The organism is Microbulbifer variabilis (assembly GCF_056232115.1).
Map to the genome: position 1 here is coordinate 4287187 of NZ_CP174325.1, position 20900 is coordinate 4308086.

The window sequence follows — 20900 nt, forward strand, 5'->3', positions numbered from 1 at the left end:
TGGGGACCCTAGTCCCGGAGTGTTGCCGGAAAATACATTGCTGTGAGGGCAGCTATACCTACCCTCACACCTATTCAATGGCAACAATCACTCAAAGCGTCACCACACCCTGTTGATGTAGGCATCAACAGACCAATCACTACGAAATTGTATCCAACCACGCATATAGGCATGCCGGTAATACGCATCGAAAAAGTTAAGGAAGTCTCCTTTTGTCGCAAAACGGTACTCTCCATAGTTTGGATCGAAAAAGAGCGCACCTATATCAGAGTTCACCCTGTCATCTGCAACCCAGGCTGCAACAGCGTGCCCTGCTCTGCGGCCAGAGAAAGTAATATATCCATACGCATCTCGTAAACTGCGCAGCGCATTTACCAGGCTCGTATTAATTGGCGGAATTGGCTGAACTGGAGGTACTGGCTGGCCCGGTTGAATAACAACCATATTGTTCAATGCAACAGCAATTGCACTTGAACTCCAGCGATCTTCTTTATGCAAACCCTGATTTATTAGCCAGTTTTCGATATTTAATCCCTGTCTACCACCTCCATAAGTCCAGGTACGAAAATCCCGCCCCACCTTTATTAGCTCGCCAATATTTAGGGACCGATATGTGCGAAAACTAAAAGCACCAGCATTATGGACCCGGGGAGTTAAGCCTAATTTATCCGGCAAACTTTTATCGTCCAGTGCGTTGGTCTTTATCCAGTGCGCAGCTAGAGATGCGCAAATTCCAAACTTACCAAATCTGAAATAATGAATATAAGCCCGTGGTGAGGACTGGGAGAAGCCCCAGGTTTTTACACCATTGTTACGCCTGGCTATACGATCAACCCCCATAACAGTATTCCTCCTGAATGGATAGTTTATTAATCATGACAAACACGAGTGATACACCTACCTTCCAGTGGAGATGAGGCTCTCTTGTAGCTCATGTCATGAGCCAGACTTTACGAGAGCGCATAGCCTTCCGCTTTAGATCCTGAGCATATTTTTTTAGGTTTTGGTCTTAATTGATTTTTTAAGGAAAGTACTGGCAGTATTTGAGCGCCGGAACGTTTATTGGGAGGGTTTTTATAAAGGCAGGGAAATGAGGGGGGACGTAAATCACATAAAAAAATAGGCGGCACTTTTCATGCCACCTATTACTGATTCAATATGGGGTCTAATCGTGCATGGGATTGCGCAGGATCGGACAAATCGCTTCCTTATTTTTCGCCATATACTGCTGGTGATACTCCTCAGCGTAATAAAACGGCTGCGCCATGCTGATCTCAGTAGTCACCTCGCCACGCTGTTTTTCATCCAGCGCCGCCTGCACGGCATCCCTGCTGGCCTCTGCTTCTTTCTTCTGCTCTTCACTGGTGCAGAATATGCATGAGCGATACTGGGAACCAATGTCATTACCCTGGCGCATACCCTGGGTTGGATCATGCATGTCCCAAAACAGCTTTAGAAGCTCCGCATAGCTGACAACCTTGGGATCGTAAACCACCTTAACCACTTCAGCGTGCCCGGTGCGCCCGCTGCATACCTCGTCGTAATTCGGGTTTTCTGTCGCCCCGTCGGAGTAACCGACGGCGGTGGCAAAAACACCATCAGTTTCCCAGAATATACGTTCGGCGCCCCAGAAACAGCCCATACCAAACATGGCAACTTCCATATCTTCCGGGAACGGCTCTTTGATTGAGTTACCATTAACGAAGTGGACGCCAGTGATTTCCATCGGCTGCGGCCGACCAGGCAAAATCTGATCCGCATCCGGTATCTGGAATTTGTCGTATTGCATACTGTTATCTCAAGTGCTGAAATTTTCTTCAAACAGGATAGCCATAAGCTGCTAATCCGCCCAGAGCCATACTTAGGCCAGTTTAACTCAGTGATCAAACAGGTCAGAGAGATATTTGATCACTGGGTTAAAAATTGGCAGATCAACAATAAAAGGAGTCGCCATTGGCACGCTTAATCTTACTACTGCTTATCTTGATTGGAGTCTGGTATGCATGGCAGAAAATCAAGGCCAGCTCACCTGAAAACAAGCGCAAGCAGATTTTTCTGGCCACAGTTTTAGCGGCTGCGGTAGTCGTCGTTTTACTCGCACTGAGTGGCCGCCTGCACTGGGTTGGCGCCGCTGTGCTTCTGATCCTGCCGGTGCTCGGCCGCCTGCTTAACCAACTCACCCGTTTATTGCCCTGGATGGCACCGTTCTTTGAGCGATATTCCCGCAACCGACAGCAACAAAATCAACAACAGGGCGAGGAAAACTGGCAGGGGCAAAAAGCAGCTCAAAAGGATCAGGGCCCACCTCTCACCGAGCATGAAGCCCGGCGAATCCTGGGAGTGAGCGCCAATGCGGGAAAAGATGAAATTATTGGCGCACACCGTAAGCTGATTCAGAAATTACACCCGGATCGTGGCGGCAATGACTACTTGGCATCCCGGGTAAACGCCGCCAAAGAGTTATTGTTGCGTATTTTGTAATCAGGGCCCCCTGCAGAGGAGGTGCATATAGCGAGCCAGCTGCCGATATGGGTCGAGCTGAGAGTACTCCAGCTCCTTTTGCACAATCGCCGCCGCTGGCAATTTTTCTCGAATTGAGGGCGTCATGAAATCGTGGAAACAGCGAATGCCACTGTGACACTTAACATCAAAGCCAACTTCTCCCAACCACCCCTCCACCCACTCTGGTAACAAGGGATTTTGCGGGGTGAGACTGCCCGGATGCCCTCCCCAGTAGTCCTCACCAATATTGCGTTCAAGCTGGCGAAAGCTACCGCGCTGCAGCAGGCGAAACTCCAGCGCACGGCGATTGTAAAATGTCAGTGACAGGTATCCGCCGGGCTTCAGCAATCGGCGCAAGTGCTGCAGCGCCTGCTGCGGTTCTTCCAGCCACTCCAGCACTGCATGGCAGATCACCAGATCCGCCTCGCGCAGCTCTGCCTGTTCAGGCAATGCCTGTAACGGCTTATGCAGGAGTGTCACCTGCTTTTGCAGTTGTCGCTCTTCGACCTCAGCTGCGGCATGCTCTAGCATCTGTGCAGAAATATCGGCCAGGAAAACCCTGTGTCCGGCCTTCGCCAGATCCATAGCGAAATGCCCCTGGCCACCACCGGCATCCACCACTTTTAAAGAGTCTGACCTTCCATTGAGCAGCGGCGCCAGATCCCTGTTCAGCACCGCCAGGCGAATATCCCCCTTGAGCCCCCCATAGATACGGTTGCGAAAACGGTGTGCCAGGTCATCAAAGTTGCGATCGCTAAAACGACTAGCGCTCATCGGCTTCCTCATTACACAAAGCTATCTCACAGCGGCGACGATTCTCATCAATTTTGTCGCGTAGGGCGGCATCCAAATCCACCCCCAATACCGCAGCCAGCTTGATGAGATACATCTGGATGTCCGCAAGCTCCGCGGCGATCCCCATCGAATCTTCAGTTTGCATCAGAGCCTGTATTTCGCTGTTATCTTTCCACTGAAAATATCGCCCAAGCTCTGCAACCTCTACCGACAGTGCCATTGCCAGGTTTTTAGGAGAATGTAACGGTTGCCAACCGCGCGCTTCGGCCACTGCGTCGAAGGCCGCCAGGATTTCACGATGGGTCATCAAATTTCTTCCTCTGCTGACGTTCCAGACCGCCCTCACGCGCTGCCAAAATGGAGTTCAGTGCCTTGGATAAGAACTCACGCCGATACAGTACGCAGACCACAAAGAGGTAACTCGCAATAAAGAGCAGCGGATGGATAAACCAGCTCAACACTGACATAGAAAAGTAATAGGAGCGCAGGCCGTAATTGTAACTGTGGCCCGCGTGGTCGATCACCTTGGCAATGCTGATCGCAAATCTGCGGCGCTCTTCCTCAGAGAGATCACCGGTTTCCGGCGGCGGCGCAGCGCCAATCAGGACGTTGGCAAAGGAGTACTGGCGCAAAGACCAGGTGAAATTAAAAAAGGCATAGATAAAAATCAGGATCAGCAGCATCACCTTGAGCTCAAACTGCTCGACGGAGGTTGGCTCAGCAAAAGGCAGGCTCGTAATCACTTCGATAGCGGCCTTATTTGCGGTTAGGGCTGTTACCAAACCCGCCAGGATCAGGATACTGGTAGAAGCGAAGAAGCCAATCACCCGCTCCAGGTTACTCATGATCGCCGTGTCGGCCATACGCATATCCCTGTCAAGCATGCGCAGCATCCACTCCACCCGGTACCATTGCAGCGAGGACGTCAGGCACCAGGTTTCCTTGGCTTTTTTTCGCGCAAATATGGTGTAGCCGACCCAAGTAATAAAAAAGCCAGTGACGCTGGCGATATCCAACCAGGACAACCTCTATCTCCCTGTTCGTCTACATTTATGCCGGGGCTTTGGAAGGCGAAGTCTTCGCCTTGCTGGCATCCTTGTCAACACTGTCTTTCCGGTGTGTGCAAGCGGTAGAATAGCGCCCTTTCGCCAGCGACAGAGGCTGGCTAGAAAATTTCCTATAACTCCAGGGAGCTGTCTTTTGAGCAACTCACATCCTGCATTCAAACTGGTTACCAGCGCAGAAATCGATTCTCTCGGCGTGCGAGTCGAGGAATACCGCCACAATACTACCGGTGCACAGCACTTACATATCGCCGCAGACAACCCGGAAAATGTTTTCCTGGTCGCCTTGCGCACTGTGCCGGAAGACTCCACCGGTGTGGCACATATCCTTGAGCACACCGCATTGTGCGGCAGTGACAAGTACCCGGTGCGGGACCCGTTCTTTATGATGATCCGGCGTTCGCTCAACACGTTTATGAACGCCTTTACCAGTTCCGACTGGACCGCCTACCCCTTTGCCAGCCAGAACCGCAAGGATTTTGACAATCTACTGGATGTCTACCTGGATGCTGTATTTTTTGCGCGCCTGGACCCACTGGATTTTGCCCAGGAGGGACATCGCCTGGAGTTTGCCGAGGCAGATAACCCCAAAAGTGAACTTGTTTACAAGGGCGTAGTGTTTAATGAAATGAAAGGCGCCATGAGCTCTGTCAGTTCACAGCTGTGGCATACGCTGAGTAAATACCTGTTCCCTACTTCCACTTACCACTATAACTCCGGTGGTGAACCTACTGATATTCCCAAGCTCAGTTACGAGCAGCTGGTGGCCTTTTACCGCAGCCATTATCACCCGAGCAATGCCATCTTTATGACCTTTGGCGATATTCCCGCCGCAGAGCACCAGGCAGCGTTCGAAGAAAAGGCCCTGCACAAGTTCGACCAGCTGGAAAAAACGATTGCCGTTGGGCGCGAGGACCGTTACCAGGCGCCGCTCAAAGTTGAGGAGCACTATCCGCTGAACGGAGAGGCACTGCAGGGTAAAACCCATATTGTCCTGAGCTGGCTGCTGGGTGACGTCACCGACTTGGAAGAAGCCCTTACTGCTCATCTACTTGCAGGTGTGCTACTAGACAATAGCGCCTCCCCACTGATGAAGTTGCTGGAAACTACCGACCTGGGTACTTCCCCATCCCCGCTTGTAGGCCTGGACGATTCCCAACGCGAGCTGGTCTTTGTCTGCGGTATTGAAGGCAGCGAGCGCGACAGCGCCGACGAACTGGAAAAGCAAGTACTGGCAGTGCTGCAGGAAGTTGCGGAAAAAGGGATTCCCTACGAACAGGTTGCCGCCAGCCTGCACCAACTGGAGCTGCAACAGCGCGAGATTGGTGGCGACGGCTACCCCTACGGCCTGCAGCTAATCCTCACGGCCCTCACTGGCGCCACCCACCGCGGCGACCCCATCGGCCTGTTAAACATTGATGCCACTTTGGAAAAACTGCGCGAGCAGATTAAAGATCCCAGGTTTATCGCCGACAAAACCCGCGAACTGCTGCTGGATAACCAACACCGTGTGCGCCTGGTAATGAGCCCTGATGACCAACTGGCTGAACGCCGGGAGCAGGCGGAAAAAGACCGGCTGGCGCAGATCAAATCCCGCCTCAATGAAAAAGACAGGGAGCAAATTGTCGAAACCGCCAAGGCCCTGGCCGACCGGCAAAATCGTGAAGACGACGCTTCTATTCTGCCAAAAGTCGGCATCGAGGATATTCCGGCAGAACTGCCAGATGTAGAGGGAGAAAAAACCTCTCTCGGCAACCAGACATTAACCCGCTACAGCGCCGGCACCAATGGCCTGGTCTACCAACAGATGGTCAGCGCACTGCCGGAGTTCACTGAAGAAGAAAAACAGTTACTGCCTTACTACTGCCAAGTACTGAGTGAAGTTGGCCTGGGAGACAAGGACTATCTGGAAGTACAACAGTGGCAGACACGCGTAGCCGGAGCCTTACATGGTTTCACCAGCAGCCGCACTGCCATTGATAACCTCGATCATCTTTCCGGCCACTTTATCCTGTCCGGCAAGGCGTTATCGCGCAACCAGGAGGAACTGACTGAACTGATGCAGGCCACCATGGAGCAGGTCCGCTTCGACGAGCATGCCCGCATCAAGGAATTATTACTACAGACCCTGGCCCGCCGCGAGCAGGGCGTAGTTGGTAATGGTCATGCCCTGGCAATGGCCGCAGCGAGTGCCGGCTTTAACCGCGCCGCCTGGGAAAGTCATGCCACAGGCGGCCTGCTGGGCCTGCGCGACTTAAAAGCACTGGTCGCCAACCTGGACAAAGAGGAAGGCCTGCAGAAACTTACCGCGCAGTTCCAGGCTATTCACCAAAAGATCCTGGCTGCACCACGCCAATTCCTGCTGGTAGGTGAAGAAGATAAAATTGACAGCTTCAGCCAAGCGCTGTTGCCGCTCACTTCCAACCCCAGTACTACCGCGGCAAATCCGGAAGCACCTTTCAAACAAAAGCGGGTTGAAGAACTTTGGATTGCCAACAGCCAGGTGAATTTCTGTGCCAAGGCCTACCCAACTGTGCCCATGTCACACCCGGACGCGGCACCACTGTCTGTTCTGAGTGGCTTCCTCCGCAATGGCTTCCTGCACCGCACCATCCGCGAACAGGGCGGCGCCTACGGCGGCGGCGCGGCACACGACAGCAATATTGGAGTGTTTCGCTTTTATTCCTATCGCGATCCACGTATGGGAGAAACTCTGCAAGACTTCGATGCCTCCCTACAGTGGCTGGCTGAAGAAAAACACAAGGAAGAACAGGTTGAAGAAGCCGTTCTCGGTGTCGTCGGCGGACTGGACAAGCCAGGCTCCCCCGCCGGCGAAGCCAAGAAGAACTTCCACTCGGGTCTTTACGGTCGAACCCACGCAGTACGCCAGCAATTCCGCAAACAGGTAACAGAAGTGACCCTGCAGGATCTTCAGCGAGTGGGCGCCACTTATCTGGACCAGAGCAAGGCGAGTACCGCTGTAGTGACAGGTCCCCAGGGCCAGGCTGCCGCAGCAAACCTCAACTTGCAGGAAGAAAAACTCTGACAGAGCCCTGTGCTCTATCCCCGGTAAAGTTATTGCCGGGGATAGATCCCGCAGCCGACGCGCATCCGGCAGGCCCCAGGCCTGCCTGTTAATCGCAGTAACCCTTCAGCGAAATTCAGATGAGTAAACACGACAATATTTACGCGAGTCCTCTGGGCCAGGTAGCCGGTTTTGAGTTCGATCGCCAGGTAGTGCAAGTATTTCCCGATATGATTAAGCGCTCGGTTCCGGGCTATACCACCATCGTCGCCATGATCGGCACCTTGGCTGAGCGCTATGCCCAGGCAGGCAGCCGCTGTTACGATCTCGGCAGCTCTTTATGCGCCGCAACCTTAGCCATGCGTCACCGCATCCCCGCAGCAGATTGTGAAATTATTGCCGTAGATAACTCCAAAGCCATGACAGATCAGGCGCGCACCGTGCTCGAAGCCGATAGCGGCGAAATACCTGTACAGCTTATCTGCGACAACCTGCAAAACGTCACTATTGAAAATGCATCTGTAGTCGTACTCAATTTCACCTTGCAGTTTATTCCGGTGGAAGAGCGCGAGGAGATTCTAAGAAAAATTCACGATGGTCTACGCCCCGGCGGCATCCTGATTATTTCAGAAAAAGTGGACTTCGCCGATAAAGCCCATAATGAATTAATGATTGAACTGCATCATTCCTTCAAGGCTGCCAACGGTTACAGTGCATTGGAAATTGCCCAAAAGCGCTCAGCCCTGGAAAATGTGCTGATCCCGGAAACCCTGGATACCCATCGCAAGCGGCTAAAGAACGTCGGCTTTACCAGTGTTGATGTCTGGTTCCAGTGTTTTAATTTCGCCTCACTCATTGCCATTAAAGGCAGCCCCGAAAAGTAAGTACCCGTGATCGACTACTCCCAACTCTACCAAGGCCTGCAACATATCCCTGATCTGCGCTCCTGGCTCGCGCAGCTACCCGATCAGGTGGCCGAAAACCTGAGCCCCCATCGCTGGGGTGACCTGCCCGACTGGCGCGCAGCCATGGAAGCCTTACCGGATATCAAACCCTCAGATATAGAGCTTGCGCAAAGCGTCCGCATTGGCAGCGCCAGTGATGCAAGCTCTGAACAACTGCAGTTGCTGGAACAGGAACTGAGAAAACTACACCCCTGGCGCAAGGGCCCATGGGAAATTTTTGGCCTGCCTATTGATACCGAATGGCGCTCAGATTGGAAATGGGATCGCGTATTACCCCATCTGACCCCTATGGAAAATAGATTGGTACTGGATGTGGGATGCGGCAATGGCTACCACTGCTGGCGCTCTTATGGTGCTGGCGCCCGGCGCGTGATCGGCATAGATCCATCGGCAAAATTTGTTGCCCAGTTTTATGCCCTGAAAAAATACCTCGGCAAAGAAAAACCGGTAGACCTGTTGCCCCTGGGTATTGAAGCCCTGCCATCCAATCTACGAGCCTTCGATACCACTTTCTCTATGGGCGTGCTCTATCACCGCCGCTCACCCATGGACCATCTGCGCGAGCTCCGGGAAACCTTGCGCCCCGGAGGCCAGTTAGTTTTGGAAACTCTGGTGATCGATGGTGGCCTGGGGGATAGCCTGGTGCCGGAGGGCCGCTATGCAAAAATGCGCAATGTTTGGTTTTTCCCCAGTTGCGCCACCCTGGAAAGCTGGTTGCGCAAATGCGGATTCCACAATCCAAGGACAGTGGACCTAAATGTCACCAGCCAGGAGGAACAGCGCCGCACTGACTGGATGCATTTTGAATCGCTGGAGGATTTTCTGGACCCACAATCACCAGATAAAACCATCGAAGGTCACCCCGCGCCCAAACGTGCCGTTCTGGTCGCGGAAGCGCCGTAGCTTCTCTTACGCTACGAATCAGGAAGATCATAAATTCCGCAAAATCCGTAACAAATAGAATTTTGTACGGAATGCTGGCTGCCACCTTGATTGTTGCGTCTTGTAAGGCAAAGTGCGCCCCCAATTGGTGCAACTATATCCTTAAGGGAGGGCTGTGAAAGTAGACAGCCCAGCGCAGAGAAAATTTATGAGCATTAGTGTTTTTGAACTCTTCAAAATTGGTGTCGGCCCTTCCAGTTCCCACACTGTGGGCCCTATGGTCGCCGCCCGCCAGTTTGTGCAGGATCTGCGCTCTCGCTCCCAGCTAGCCAGCACTGATCGTGTACAGGTGCACCTGTATGGCTCCCTGGCGCTAACCGGTGTGGGCCATGGTACTGATATGGCCGTACTGATGGGCCTTCTGGGGCAGGCTCCAGATACGATTGATGTGGATAGTATCGAAGACAAGATGGCTGCGATACAAAGTGATCGTACCCTTGTGCTAAACAATGACCACAATATCGAATTCGTTCGCGAACGTGACCTGGTCTTCCATATGGAAGAGTTCCTGCCGCAACACTCAAACGGGATGACCTGCCAGGCATATTCCGGATCTGAACTACTGTTCGAGCGCAGCTATTTTTCCATTGGCGGTGGCTTTGTACTGTCCGAGGAAGATTTTGCTCACAAAGAAGAGATAGCCACCCTGCTTCCCTATGATTTCAGCAATGCTGAGCAATTAATGAAAACCTGCGAGCAGCACGGCTGGACCATTGCCGAACTGGCAATGGAAAACGAGAAAGCCTTTCGCAGTGAGCAGGAAGTAAAAGATCGCCTGTGGAATATCTGGAAAGTCATGGACGCTTCTATCAAGCGAGGCTGCCACCAGGACGGAATCCTACCCGGAGGCCTGAATGTACGCCGTCGTGCAGCCGAACTCTATCGTGAATTGAATAAGCAGAGCCCGGAAGAACGCAACCACGGCCTCGCTATCCTCGATTGGGTCAGCCTGTTCGCCCTGGCCGTAAACGAAGAGAATGCTGCACGCGGACGTATCGTGACTGCCCCCACTAACGGAGCTGCCGGTGTTATTCCCGCGGTAATTGCCTATTACGTAGAGTTCGTACACAACCCGGATATTCACGGAGAGCTGAAAGACCAGGTAGTAAAATTCCTGCTCACCGCTGGCGCCATTGGCATGCTATTTAAAAAGAATGCTTCTATTTCCGCTGCTGAAGTCGGCTGCCAGGGAGAGATCGGCGTAGCCTGCTCCATGGCATCTGCAGGGCTGGCAGCAGTAGAAGGCGGTACTAATCAGCAAATTGAAAACGCCGCCGAGATCGGTATGGAGCACAACCTAGGGCTCACCTGCGACCCTATTGGCGGACTGGTACAAGTACCCTGTATTGAGCGCAATACCATGGGTGCAGTAAAAGCCATCAATGGTGCACGCCTGGCTCTGCGCGGTGATGGTGCCCATATAGTTCCACTCGACAGTGTGATCGAGACCATGCGCCAGACGGGTATCGATATGCAAAGTAAATACAAGGAAACCTCTCTCGGAGGGCTCGCTGTAAACGCGGTTAACTGCTGAGTTTTTAAGGCCGGGGCAAGTAACTGCCTCGGCCACAACACAACTCCCCCACATCAGCTCTTAGCCCATTGCTCCCACCTAGAAATAAAGGGTTTTGATAACTCTCTCACGGTGCATTTGCTACTTGTTAAATATCAGTGAACGATGTGCAGCGACACCAGCCATAGTACCGGACGCGATCGCAAATGTTCCGCTCTGCATTGGGTTGGACAGGTCCCCCGCAACAAACACCCCATTAACAGAACTTTCTTTAAAAGCATCAACTTTCACAATACTGCCAACTAGAGAGTCTTCCAGTGCTAAATCCAGCATTCTTATAAGCGGCGAAGCCAGCATAGCCTTTGGAGAAACATAAAGACCCTCTAGAGGTATTTCCCTCCCATCAGCTAACAAGACAGCTTGCAACTGCCCTTTTGCTCCCAGCAAATTGGTAATCGGTGTCTCCTCGAGTACTACACCTCGATCAATCAAGTGCCCCAGTACTTCTCCCTCTGGGTTGAATTGCCCCTGAGTAAAAAGGGTTGTCGCCCCCCAATCTGGAATCATTGCCGCCTGATGAAAAGACAATTCACTGGTCGCAAACACACCCAAGGGGCGATCACTTAGCTCATAACCATGGCAATAGGGGCAGTGAATAACGCTTTTACCCCAGAACTCTTTTACACCTGGAAGATCTGGCAACTGGTCTGTGATACCACTGGCAAGAATCAGTTTCTTTGCGCGGTAAACGGCATCACTCTCTGCCGCTACCTCAAACCCGCCTCGCAATTTCTCAACACCTACAGCCGCATCCTCAACCAGCTGAAAACCGGGATAGAGTGCAAGCTGGGATAGTGCGGTAGCCCGAATCTCGGCGGGGCTTTTTCCATCCAAGCCAAATACACCGTGAGACGCACGAGCAAAGCGATTGCGTGGTTGGTTTGTATCCAACACCACTACTTTACGCCGCCCACGAACAAGCTGCATCGCGGCAGACAAACCTGCAAAACTACCGCCAACAATCAAAACATCGATATCCATGGCCACCTCCCAATCATCATGTAACTTTAATTGTTACACAATATTTTTAAAAATGACAACACACGTAACACCAAATGTTTCATGATATACTACGAGCTCAATGACTAAGGTGAACTATGCGAAAGGACAGTCGGCTTTCCCGGGTGCTACATGTACTCATCCATCTTGAAATGACTGATCAGCCAGTCACATCAGATAAAATGGCTGAAATGCTTTCCACCAATCCAGTAGTGGTTAGGCGTACCATGGCTCTGTTACGCGATCGGGGATATGTACGGTCGAGCAAGGGGCATAACGGAGGTTGGTCACTGGCCAAGCCCCTAGATGAAATCACACTATTGGATATCCATACGGCTCTGGGTGAAGCATCGGTTTTCACTATTGGGCTAACTGACGAGCATACCAACTGCCCCATTGAGCATGCGGTAAACGCCTCCTTAAAAGACGTTATGAATGAAGCTGAGAAACTGATGCTGAAGCGTTTCGGAGAAATCACTTTGGATTTACTAGGAGCGGAATTTAAGACCTGAACTTTTCCATACTGCGCGCTATTTCTTCTTGGCCCAAGATTGAATTCGCCATAATGATCGAACGCCCAATTCCTGAGCCGCCGAAACAGATCTGGATGCGCAGGGTTAGTGCATCCAGATCCTCAATTACATTATTTACGATACAAATTTAACTGCCGACTTCTTCACCCCGTAGGCCACCTTCCCGCTCTTTTCCTAACAGCAAAAGGTCCGATTTTACGGATGCTATTTTTGAGTACCTGCTTATTCAGAAGCTGCGAGCGATTTCCTGCTCCCAAACAGAAGCCACTACAGTGCAGAGACTAATTCACAGATTTAGACTCACGCTGGATACCCCGCCACCTCCTTTTGAACGCAACCGATAGAGAGCCACTCAATGAGCGACCTGCGTCCGAAGCATAGAACCCTGCTCCCAATACTACGGCAGCACCAAGTAGCGTGAGTCCATCAGGTAGATCACCAAAGATAATAAAACCAATCACGATGGCCCAAAACAACAAGGCATAGCTGAAGGGCTGTAAAACTGTTGCGGGCGCATAGGAAAGGGCCTTGATGAGCAAATAGTGACCCATTGCACCCAGTAGTCCATTCAACATCAATAATTGCCAACCTGTTGAGGTCGGTTCTACCCAGTAAAAGGGTGCTAATCCGCCGAAGACAATCAGACCAATGAAAGCCGTATAGAAGGCCGTTGTACTGGAGCTATCGAACTGCGCGACACGGCGTGAAAGAATTTGATATGCAGCCCACAGAATTGCCCCAGCTATCGGTATCAAAGTTTGCCAACTCATTACTCCCAATCCAGGCCGAATGATAATCAGAGCACCTATAAAGCCTATAGCAACACCCACCCAACTCCTCGTATCTATCTCTTCACCCAGGTACCATCCCGCCATCAATATTGCAAACAGCGGTGCCGTTGCAGCGATTGCATGGACATCAGCTAACGGCATCATACTGAATGCAAAGATAAATACTGTCACCTCGATCAAAAGCACAAGAGATCGAAGTATTTGGGTACCGAGAATCTTACTTCGAACTTGTTTGAGCTTGCCTGTTAATCCAGCCGTGACGATCACGATGAAAAAAAACATCGCAAAGCGGACTGCCATAATTTGAACAATGGGATAGGTTTGGACGAGTAGCTTACCGGTTGCATCCATACCGGCTAAACAAAGCATCGCCATAATGCTCAAAAGTATTCCGCGACCACTTTTTACATTCAATTTTTTAGTTCCTGAAGATAGAGCCCGGCCAACCCTGGGTCCTGGTAAAACCATTATGATCAGGTAAGGAACACCTTATGCAATCCGGCTTCCCAACCTGCATTCAGGGGGTGAAAGAAGAATAAATACAATAGAGATTTAACCAACTTCGCTGAGAATAACGCTTAACGTTATTAAGAAGCCTCTTCCACTGGCCACTTGACGAATGCAAGCACCCACACCAAGACTATATTGACAACAGGAACTATAAGTAACAAGCCCCACCATCTGGAAAAGCCAGCCTTCTTAGCTACAGAGCCAAAGATTAGCAACGGGCCGAGAAGGATTACAAAAATGATGATGAGTTGCCAAAGACTAATTCCGCCAACGCCCATCATTGTACCTCCTCAGTTTTGGTGCTGACACTCCACCTAGATGCAGCCAAAACAGCACCAGCTACCAGAAACCCTAAAACTGGTATGAACAACGTAAGACTATAAATTGGATTCAGTCCAGCACGCTTAAATATTCGCCACACTGGGTATAAGAGAAACAAGGCCACAACTAACGCTTCCACCACAAAGCTACCCATGAACTCTCCTTTTGATGAAGCCCAATCCCAAGATCAGTAGAGCACTAAACTAATGGCATTATGAGTCAACAGTACTCTCTGGTTAGGCGGGCAAGTCTATGCGCGGTATCGCCCAACGCACAACCCCCGCAACCCAAATAAATCCAATAAGACCTCCAAGATAAACATTCATAGTTCCACCTGGGGTTATAAAGCCACTGTATCCGAATACAGTGATAGTTTCGATTGCCTGCTCAAGAAAGAAAATAACACTGAGCGACTTAAGCCAGCGTGGGACCTCAACAGATGTGCCAGGCCCTATAGCTAAAAACGCTACCGCCATCGCTGTTGTTGACCCATTCACCAGAGGCCCCCAATAAGAAGATATGCCGAAGATTGTGCGAGCAACTGCTGGCTCCAGCCCTTCTGGATGAAGTGCTAACCCCGCCCATAGCCAAGCTTGAACCTGCGCTGTGATGGCAAATCCAAGCACGCCTGCAAGAAAAATATACCGACTCGGTTTCGGTAACAATGTAGAAATCTGCCCACCAAAGATGGCGAGGCCAAGTGAGAAAAAAGCCGCTGTCCAAGCATAAAACCGGGCGCTCAGTTCGTTAATTGAAAACCAATGAACAATCTGCTCGCCACTTGAATCGATAGTTGGATACGAACTGCCTAGTGCGACAAAACCGGCCACATAAAATGCAGCAGTCATCAGAATATTTATTAATAAAATTCGTGATGGTTTTATGCTCATACGAGGCAAACCTTTATGTAGCTTTCAGCACCACTTAATGTAGACCTAGGTGGTTGGTATTTCACATCTCTATCTGAACTTGCCAGGGTATCCCGATATTAGAAATACTAAGCAAACAGCTGTAGCTAAGCACAAGAAACTCTCCCTCGGGGAAGGACAACTACAGCTTAAAATATCAAGATTCTCCGGGAAGATGAATCTCTTTCAAGCTTAAGCCACAAGGTTCGCAGGTAGCGACATAGCTAAACTTAAAGTTAACAAACTTTCCAAAGAATACGTATACTTTATGCCCAATACGGTAATACCAGTACCCAACTACTAATAGGCTTGGCAGCCCAATAAAGACTATTTGAGTCATACCTTCAAAAGCAAATACTTCCTCTAAGAAAGATTCAGGATATAGGGTTATAATACATAAGTATGTCATGAAGCCTATAGGGGCCATTAAAGCGACAGACAAAAAAATAAAACCGATTGGATCTTCACCTGCAACCCAAAGCTTGATCTTAGACTTTCCTCTTTTTCCACATCTATCACAAATATACATTCTCAGTAGTTACCTATAATATAGCCTAATAGAAGATGCACCCTAAACTGGGGTTGTCACCTTCCAAATTTTTACGCACCCAAAGATTACATCTTTCACCATTTTAAAGTGTCCATGATATTTTCTAGAAATGCTTATCTTTGGCCATTCTGCCGTCGAGCAAGCCAAAGTCTACGAAAACAAGAAAAATGTGCGACTCCTCATCTCACTTTAATACTTCAATGCCTCAATGCTTGGATGAAATGTAGCCATGAAGAAGAGCCCCTAAGCGGAGACACTAGTCGAATTACTAGGAGACTTAACTCTAATGATTATATTGTAACTGCTGAGTAGTCAGGTACTTGATCATGAAGTAAATATTAAGCGTTTTCTCCTAAGTTAAGCTCAGCAGTCAAGGCAAGCTAAATTAATAAAGTCCGAAGACTGCTAGCTAAGACATACTACAACCCTTTATCAGCATGTCGCATGGGCCTGCAAATCCTCATTATATTTTTCAATTCGTCTGGATGCAGCAGCTATCCCATTTTCGTACCTATTGATATCCCCCTTCTGCTCACCCCACTCTTTCAAATTAGCTATACGCTGCTCCTCGCGATCAATCAGCGCTGTAATTGCTGCTACCTTTGCTGTTTTCAACTGTTCTTCGATACTTTTATTTATAATTTCTATTTGTTTAGACTGTTGATCAAGAGCAGTTAAAGTATACTTTTCAAACTGATCATTTTGCTTCTGTTGCAACACCATAGAATAAATTGCTAAGGCCAGAGCAAAGCTAGAAAACAGAGATGAGATAGCACCAAAACTTTCTCCAAAGTTACTCGCCTGATCCAGGCTCTCAAAACCATAAAATGCAGTGATGCCTGAAATAACCCACAATACGATCGAAATAAATATTAAAATCCATAGCTTCATAATCTTTCCCTAGATTAATTTTACGACCATTACACGGTCGCTGATGGCAATAAAGCAGCTTCAAGCGAGCCTAGCGTATAGCACACAACAATCGAAGTGTAGATATTGAATGCAGTAATCTTCCAGCACTACTCATTTTTTTGCACATATTCACATTTTTACTTAACGTTTCCAATAACGAGCACATCATGCAAAGCGTGGGCAGTCCGGCAGGAGCTGCATGGCAACTGAGGGCAAAGTTAACTGACTTATTATATGCAATATACTTATCGTCCTTTAGTCCACTTTTTTTCGCAGAAACCACCAAAATCGCAGTAAAATCAAGTAAGAAGCTGTTGCCCAATAGGACTTAAACTGGCAAAAGAGAATGTTTCTGATCTTGGTTATATTGAGCAGATTAACTCCGTATAACTTTGAATAATTATTAACTTATACCGTCAAATCAATTCAACTGGTACGCAAAGATTAATTACACATAGAGACGCACTATTATTGAGCGAGTTGAAAGAGGAATAACTGGCGAAACTATCAGCCAAATATTCATTGCAGAAGCTAGAAATTAAAGAATTAAACTCTCCAAACAACGGGCAGATTACTACCCGTTGACTAACAAATAAAGAGCTATCCCAGCCAATCATCTGGCTACCCAACTTCAAAAAGTACGGCCAAGGATACGTTTAGCGGCATCTATCGCAAAGTCTTTATAATCTGCCTCTATTTGTGCCATTTCTAACTCATATTGAAATTGCTCTTTACGCGGCAATGCCTTCCAGTCTTTTAGAATTGGGATATGACTGGTTTTCTCTGCGATAGTATAAAAAGCAACAAACTCTTCTCGCACTTTATCTTCCACCTGAAGCGCATCCAATAGAACGCGAATACGAATCGAAGCTTCGGTAAGCCCTACTCCATCATCCAACAGGGTGCGGGCAATAATCTGGATGCTGTCGTTTACTCTTTCGCGCTGATCTTCGGCAGCTTGCTCCAGCTCCGCCAGTTGTTCGGCCTGTTTCTTTTGCGCTACTGATAGTTTGCGCAGATAGTAGCCAGCCACAATAGCAAGAGCAAAAATGATTACTGCTGCAAGAATAAGCAACCAGATTGGGAAAACGGTCATTAAAAGTACACCTTAAGCAATGCCAGCCCGATACTGGCAGTAACAACAGAGAGCAATGTGCTGAGCCCCACAATATTCGCCGTAAGCTGGCTGTTCCCGCCCATAGCATGCGCCATTACAAAGGCCGAGATCGCACAGGGAGCACCCGTCATCAGGATCAAATATCCCAAGTATTCAGGGCTCATGCCCAATGCCAAACCAATCAGCAGGCAGACAGTTGGAGCAACAACCAGTTTAAGTAATGAGGCCGCAAGCGCCGTAGGGGAACTGCGCATCAGTGTTCGCATTTTCATGCTGGCACCAATACAGATAAGCCCCAGTGGCAAGCCCACAGATGCAAGATACTGAATGGTATCGTGCAGTACTTCCGGCAGCCTTACAGCCAATAAACGGCACACAATGGCTGCAATGACACCGAGGATTAGAGGGTTCTTGACCAGCTCCCACAGCATCACCCGCCAGCCAAATTTTCTGTCCTTATTGTAAAGCACGAAAAGAGCGACGGCGATAACATTAAACTGAATCGTGAGTGCCGCTACCAACCCTGCGGAATTGGAAACACCCTCGCTTCCGTAGGCTTTTTCGATCCAGGCAAGGCCGACAATCGCCACATTTCCACGAAAAGCCCCCTGGATAAAAGCGCTGCGATCCATTGGCGATACCGGCCGCGCCAGCAACCATGCCAAAGGGAGCATCACAAAAGTGCCGAGAACCCCTGCTACAAGCAGGTCTATTTCTTGCGCGGGGTTGGCATCCGAGGAATAGATATTAATAAAAAGCAGTGCTGGTAATGCCACGTGGAAAACAAGCCTGGAGGCATCATCAATAAAGCTGTCTCGTACTATCCCTTTATATTTGAGCAGGTATCCGCCAATAATCATCAGGAAAATCGGCCCTGTGACTGATAGCGCGAATACAAGATTTTCCATAAAAAATTATTCTTCCGTGGCGGCTTCCTCAGCCTGTGGCAATCCCTTTACCTCAGGCTGATCCGCTCGCTCCCTTAAATCCGCAGAGATCTGCTTACGGGTTTTAGCACCCAGCTTACGCAAGCTGTCGATACGCTTCACCGCATTGCCACGGCCTGTCGCCAATCGCTTGTAAGTCTGCTGGTAAGCGTCATCCGCTTGGCGCAGGCGATCACCAAGAACATCCAGTGACTCCAGCACCATAGCAAACTGATCGTGCAGCTTGCCGGCTTCGTCGGCGATTTTTTCCGCGTTCTTGTTTTGTTTCTCGTAGCGCCAGATATTCTCGACGGTGCGCAGGGTCGCCATCAGGCTGGTGGGGCTCACCAGGACAATTTGCTTCTCATACGCGAAACGGAACAGCTCCGGGTCCGCCTGCATCGCCAACATATACGCAGCCTCAATAGGCACGAAAATAAAGACGAAATCCAGGGTGCGCACACCCTCTAGCTGCTCGTAGGCTTTCTTGTTAAGGCCGGTAATATGGGCGCGCAGGGAATTCACATGCTGTTTCAGGGCTTGGGTGCGCTCCTCATCGGTTTCCGCCGAGCTGTAGCGCTCGTAGTCCACCAGGGAGACCTTGGAATCGATAATCAGGTCTTTGTTTTCCGGCAGGCGCACAATCACATCCGGCTGGCGCCTGCGGCCATCGCTCGTCAGGGTTACCTGGGTTTCGTACTCTCGACCCTTCTGCAAGCCGGACTCCTCCAGCAAGCGCTCCAGCACTACTTCACCCCAGTTACCCTGAATCTTGCGGTCACCTTTTAGGGCCGAAGTCAGGTTCAAGGCCTCATCACTGATGCGCTGGGTTTGCTCGCGCAACGCTTTAATCTGCCCCAGCAGGCTGTTGCGCTCAGCATTTTCGCGATCGTAGACATGCTCCACCCGCTTACGGAAATCCCCCAGCTGACGCTCCAACGGATCGAGACTTTTGCGCAGGCTGTCTTCACTGCGGCGCACGAAGCTCTGCTGCTTCTCTTCAAAAATCCGGTTGGCCAGATTCTCAAACTGCTCACCCATGGCAATACGCATTTGCTCCATCAGCTTGCGCTGCTCCGCCAGGGCCGCCTCCCCTTTTTCTACCAACACTTGGCTTCTCGTGAGCTGTTGCAGCTTGTCCGCCAGCTCGGTACGCAGGGATTCCACCTCAACCCCAAGCTGGGATTCCCGCTCGCGGCTGCTATCGATACGCGCCTGAGCCACCTGCAAAGCGGCTTCGCTTTGCAATAAAGCGCGGCGGCTACTGGCTCGCGCCAACCAAAACACCAAGCCCAACAGAAACAAGATGGCAACAGCCGCCATCACCGCATGATCGGCATTCAATTGCAGCGGGAACGCTGGCATAGAGTGGTACTCCCAGACCCGGAAAGAGATGGATAAATCAGGATTTTGCCAGGGGCCTATCCCCAATGGCTTGCCTAGATAGAGGCGAAACCACCATTCTACCAGTTTGACTATGGAAAGTGCGTCCGCCAGAGGATGCTATTGCTCCCTGATACCTGCAATGGGAATTTTCGTGGAGTTTTGAGGTATTCTTGGGGGATTGGTTTCGATGTTGGTACTCCAGAACGCATGCACAAACACAGCGCCCACCCAGATAGCCCAGCCCCCAGCGCCCTGATTTTTGATTCCGGCGTGGGCGCCATCAGCATTGCGCGGGAGATCCGCCGCCTGATGCCGGGCCTGACCTTACACCTGGGTGTGGACAACGGCTTTTACCCTTACGGCAACAAAAGCGAAGAGGAGCTGCGCCCGCGGATCGTCCAGCAGGCTCAGGCCATGATGGAACACTGCGGGGCCGATATTTTAGTGGTGGGCTGCAACACCGCCAGCACCCTGGCCTTGCCCCAACTGCGCGAATCCCTACAGAAACCCGTAGTGGGCGTTGTGCCCGCTGTGAAACCCGCCGCTGCCGCCAGCCGTTCCCGCACTATTGCCCTGATTGCCACCGAAGGTACCGTCAATCGCCGCTACACCCGCGAGCTGATCGAGCAATTTGCCAACGGCAACCGGGTAATTAATGTGCCCGCACCGGAGTTGGTGCATCTGGCGGAAAGCAAACTGCGCGGCGAAGCCATCACCGCTGAGGATTTGGAGCCGGTCTTGCACCGCGTATTCCACACCGCCGGCGGTGACCAAGTGGATATTGCCGTATTGGCCTGCACCCACTTTCCCCTGCTGCGGGAAGAACTGGACCAGTTCGCCCCCCGCTCAATCCAATGGCTGGATTCCGGCGAAGCCATCGCCCGGCGCGTACGCTGGTGGCTGGAAGAACTCGGGCTGATACTGCCGGATACCCCAAACACTGGCCGCCTGATCACCAGCACGGTTGACCTAACCGGCAATATAGAGAGGGCCTTTAGCGAGTTCGCCCCAGTTGCCGAACCCCTCGCACCCAACCCCTAACAACAAGCCATTACATGATGAGAACCACGCAACAGAGTTG

20 protein-coding genes are annotated in these 20900 nt (G+C 50.5%); 7 read left to right on the forward strand and 13 right to left on the reverse strand.

Features of this window, described 5'->3' with window-relative positions:
- Nucleotides 1-99 precede the first annotated feature (99 nt).
- Nucleotides 100-840 carry a YopT-type cysteine protease domain-containing protein gene (locus ACJJI7_RS19065; RefSeq protein WP_020413014.1) on the reverse strand — a complete coding sequence of 247 codons (741 nt, stop codon included), beginning with the start codon at nucleotides 838-840 and terminating at the stop codon, nucleotides 100-102.
- 325 nt (nucleotides 841-1165) lie between these two features.
- A complete protein-coding gene (gene msrA / locus ACJJI7_RS19070) occupies nucleotides 1166-1789 on the reverse strand; it encodes a peptide-methionine (S)-S-oxide reductase MsrA (RefSeq protein ID WP_020413015.1) in 624 nt (207 codons plus the stop codon).
- Between the two features lie 164 nt (nucleotides 1790-1953).
- Between msrA and ACJJI7_RS19075 the strand changes: the two genes are divergently transcribed.
- Nucleotides 1954-2481, forward strand: a complete 528-nt coding sequence (locus tag ACJJI7_RS19075) for a DnaJ domain-containing protein (RefSeq protein WP_282953331.1) — start codon at nucleotides 1954-1956, stop codon at nucleotides 2479-2481.
- Here the strand turns inward: ACJJI7_RS19075 and ACJJI7_RS19080 are convergent, their stop codons facing one another.
- Genes ACJJI7_RS19080 through ACJJI7_RS19090 form a run of 3 tightly spaced genes read right to left on the reverse strand, consistent with a single transcriptional unit; the run spans nucleotide 2482 to nucleotide 4322 of the window.
- Nucleotides 2482-3276, reverse strand: a complete 795-nt coding sequence (locus ACJJI7_RS19080; RefSeq protein WP_444901499.1) for a methyltransferase domain-containing protein — start codon at nucleotides 3274-3276, stop codon at nucleotides 2482-2484.
- Nucleotides 3266-3604, reverse strand: a complete 339-nt coding sequence (locus tag ACJJI7_RS19085; RefSeq protein ID WP_282953329.1) for a nucleotide pyrophosphohydrolase — start codon at nucleotides 3602-3604, stop codon at nucleotides 3266-3268. Before ACJJI7_RS19085 ends, ACJJI7_RS19080 begins: the two co-directional genes overlap by 11 nt.
- Nucleotides 3591-4322 (reverse strand): DUF599 domain-containing protein, encoded by a 732-nt coding sequence (locus ACJJI7_RS19090; protein ID WP_020413020.1) that lies wholly within the window; start codon nucleotides 4320-4322, stop codon nucleotides 3591-3593. The genes ACJJI7_RS19085 and ACJJI7_RS19090 overlap by 14 nt, the downstream gene beginning before the upstream one ends.
- 175 nt (nucleotides 4323-4497) lie before the next feature.
- Here ACJJI7_RS19090 and ACJJI7_RS19095 point away from each other — a divergent pair, with 175 nt between their 5' ends.
- From ACJJI7_RS19095 to ACJJI7_RS19110, 4 genes are all read left to right on the forward strand, one after another.
- Nucleotides 4498-7407: an insulinase family protein gene (locus ACJJI7_RS19095; RefSeq protein ID WP_444901498.1), complete on the forward strand. Its 2910-nt coding sequence runs from the start codon at nucleotides 4498-4500 to the stop codon at nucleotides 7405-7407.
- A 119-nt stretch (nucleotides 7408-7526) separates the two neighbouring features.
- The gene (cmoA, locus tag ACJJI7_RS19100; protein ID WP_020413022.1) at nucleotides 7527-8270 is read left to right on the forward strand and encodes a carboxy-S-adenosyl-L-methionine synthase CmoA; all 744 of its coding nucleotides are present in this window, start codon (nucleotides 7527-7529) and stop codon (nucleotides 8268-8270) included.
- Between the two features lie 6 nt (nucleotides 8271-8276).
- A complete protein-coding gene (cmoB, locus tag ACJJI7_RS19105) occupies nucleotides 8277-9254 on the forward strand; it encodes a tRNA 5-methoxyuridine(34)/uridine 5-oxyacetic acid(34) synthase CmoB (RefSeq protein WP_444901497.1) in 978 nt (325 codons plus the stop codon).
- Between the two features lie 187 nt (nucleotides 9255-9441).
- Complete coding sequence (locus ACJJI7_RS19110; RefSeq protein WP_353376309.1) at nucleotides 9442-10827, forward strand: L-serine ammonia-lyase; 1386 nt, start codon at nucleotides 9442-9444, stop codon at nucleotides 10825-10827.
- A 120-nt stretch (nucleotides 10828-10947) separates the two neighbouring features.
- On the opposite strand, the gene ACJJI7_RS19115 is transcribed toward ACJJI7_RS19110, so the two are convergent.
- Entirely contained in the window at nucleotides 10948-11847 is a 900-nt protein-coding gene (locus tag ACJJI7_RS19115; protein WP_444901496.1) for an NAD(P)/FAD-dependent oxidoreductase, read from the reverse strand.
- A gap of 116 nt (nucleotides 11848-11963) precedes the next feature.
- On the opposite strand from ACJJI7_RS19115, the gene ACJJI7_RS19120 reads away from it, so the two are divergent.
- On the forward strand, nucleotides 11964-12377 hold the full coding sequence (locus ACJJI7_RS19120) for an Rrf2 family transcriptional regulator (protein WP_353376311.1): 414 nt from the start codon (nucleotides 11964-11966) through the stop codon (nucleotides 12375-12377).
- Nucleotides 12378-12679: 302 nt separating this feature from the next.
- On the opposite strand, the gene ACJJI7_RS19125 is transcribed toward ACJJI7_RS19120, so the two are convergent.
- From ACJJI7_RS19125 to ACJJI7_RS19155, 7 genes are all read right to left on the reverse strand, one after another.
- Complete coding sequence (locus ACJJI7_RS19125; protein ID WP_353376312.1) at nucleotides 12680-13603, reverse strand: DMT family transporter; 924 nt, start codon at nucleotides 13601-13603, stop codon at nucleotides 12680-12682.
- A 653-nt stretch (nucleotides 13604-14256) separates the two neighbouring features.
- Nucleotides 14257-14910, reverse strand: a complete 654-nt coding sequence (locus ACJJI7_RS19130) for a hypothetical protein (RefSeq protein WP_444901495.1) — start codon at nucleotides 14908-14910, stop codon at nucleotides 14257-14259.
- Nucleotides 14911-15085: 175 nt separating this feature from the next.
- On the reverse strand, nucleotides 15086-15457 hold the full coding sequence (locus ACJJI7_RS19135) for a hypothetical protein (RefSeq protein WP_444901494.1): 372 nt from the start codon (nucleotides 15455-15457) through the stop codon (nucleotides 15086-15088).
- 453 nt (nucleotides 15458-15910) lie between these two features.
- Nucleotides 15911-16369 (reverse strand): hypothetical protein, encoded by a 459-nt coding sequence (locus ACJJI7_RS19140; protein ID WP_444901493.1) that lies wholly within the window; start codon nucleotides 16367-16369, stop codon nucleotides 15911-15913.
- A gap of 652 nt (nucleotides 16370-17021) precedes the next feature.
- Complete coding sequence (locus tag ACJJI7_RS19145; protein ID WP_444901492.1) at nucleotides 17022-17486, reverse strand: DUF2489 domain-containing protein; 465 nt, start codon at nucleotides 17484-17486, stop codon at nucleotides 17022-17024.
- Entirely contained in the window at nucleotides 17486-18415 is a 930-nt protein-coding gene (locus tag ACJJI7_RS19150; protein ID WP_444901491.1) for an AEC family transporter, read from the reverse strand. Before ACJJI7_RS19150 ends, ACJJI7_RS19145 begins: the two co-directional genes overlap by 1 nt.
- Nucleotides 18416-18421: 6 nt before the next feature.
- Nucleotides 18422-19798, reverse strand: a complete 1377-nt coding sequence (locus ACJJI7_RS19155) for a DNA recombination protein RmuC (RefSeq protein ID WP_444901490.1) — start codon at nucleotides 19796-19798, stop codon at nucleotides 18422-18424.
- Nucleotides 19799-20026: 228 nt separating this feature from the next.
- On the opposite strand from ACJJI7_RS19155, the gene murI reads away from it, so the two are divergent.
- Entirely contained in the window at nucleotides 20027-20860 is an 834-nt protein-coding gene (gene murI, locus ACJJI7_RS19160) for a glutamate racemase (RefSeq protein WP_444901489.1), read from the forward strand.
- Nucleotides 20861-20900: the final 40 nt, after the last annotated feature.

Bases quoted from the DNA above. Each gene is read 5' to 3' on its own strand.
- ACJJI7_RS19065 (WP_020413014.1), bottom strand. From the start codon at position 840: ATGGGGGTTGATCGTATAGCCAGGCGTAACAATGGTGTAAAAACCTGG.
- msrA (WP_020413015.1), bottom strand. From the start codon at position 1,789: ATGCAATACGACAAATTCCAGATACCGGATGCGGATCAGATTTTGCCT.
- ACJJI7_RS19080 (WP_444901499.1), bottom strand. From the start codon at position 3,276: ATGAGCGCTAGTCGTTTTAGCGATCGCAACTTTGATGACCTGGCACAC.
- ACJJI7_RS19085 (WP_282953329.1), bottom strand. From the start codon at position 3,604: ATGACCCATCGTGAAATCCTGGCGGCCTTCGACGCAGTGGCCGAAGCG.
- cmoA (WP_020413022.1), top strand. From the start codon at position 7,527: ATGAGTAAACACGACAATATTTACGCGAGTCCTCTGGGCCAGGTAGCC.
- ACJJI7_RS19110 (WP_353376309.1), top strand. From the start codon at position 9,442: ATGAGCATTAGTGTTTTTGAACTCTTCAAAATTGGTGTCGGCCCTTCC.
- ACJJI7_RS19115 (WP_444901496.1), bottom strand. From the start codon at position 11,847: ATGGATATCGATGTTTTGATTGTTGGCGGTAGTTTTGCAGGTTTGTCT.
- ACJJI7_RS19120 (WP_353376311.1), top strand. From the start codon at position 11,964: ATGCGAAAGGACAGTCGGCTTTCCCGGGTGCTACATGTACTCATCCAT.
- ACJJI7_RS19130 (WP_444901495.1), bottom strand. From the start codon at position 14,910: ATGAGCATAAAACCATCACGAATTTTATTAATAAATATTCTGATGACT.
- ACJJI7_RS19135 (WP_444901494.1), bottom strand. From the start codon at position 15,457: ATGTATATTTGTGATAGATGTGGAAAAAGAGGAAAGTCTAAGATCAAG.
- ACJJI7_RS19140 (WP_444901493.1), bottom strand. From the start codon at position 16,369: ATGAAGCTATGGATTTTAATATTTATTTCGATCGTATTGTGGGTTATT.
- ACJJI7_RS19145 (WP_444901492.1), bottom strand. From the start codon at position 17,486: ATGACCGTTTTCCCAATCTGGTTGCTTATTCTTGCAGCAGTAATCATT.
- ACJJI7_RS19150 (WP_444901491.1), bottom strand. From the start codon at position 18,415: ATGGAAAATCTTGTATTCGCGCTATCAGTCACAGGGCCGATTTTCCTG.
- ACJJI7_RS19155 (WP_444901490.1), bottom strand. From the start codon at position 19,798: ATGCCAGCGTTCCCGCTGCAATTGAATGCCGATCATGCGGTGATGGCG.
- murI (WP_444901489.1), top strand. From the start codon at position 20,027: ATGCACAAACACAGCGCCCACCCAGATAGCCCAGCCCCCAGCGCCCTG.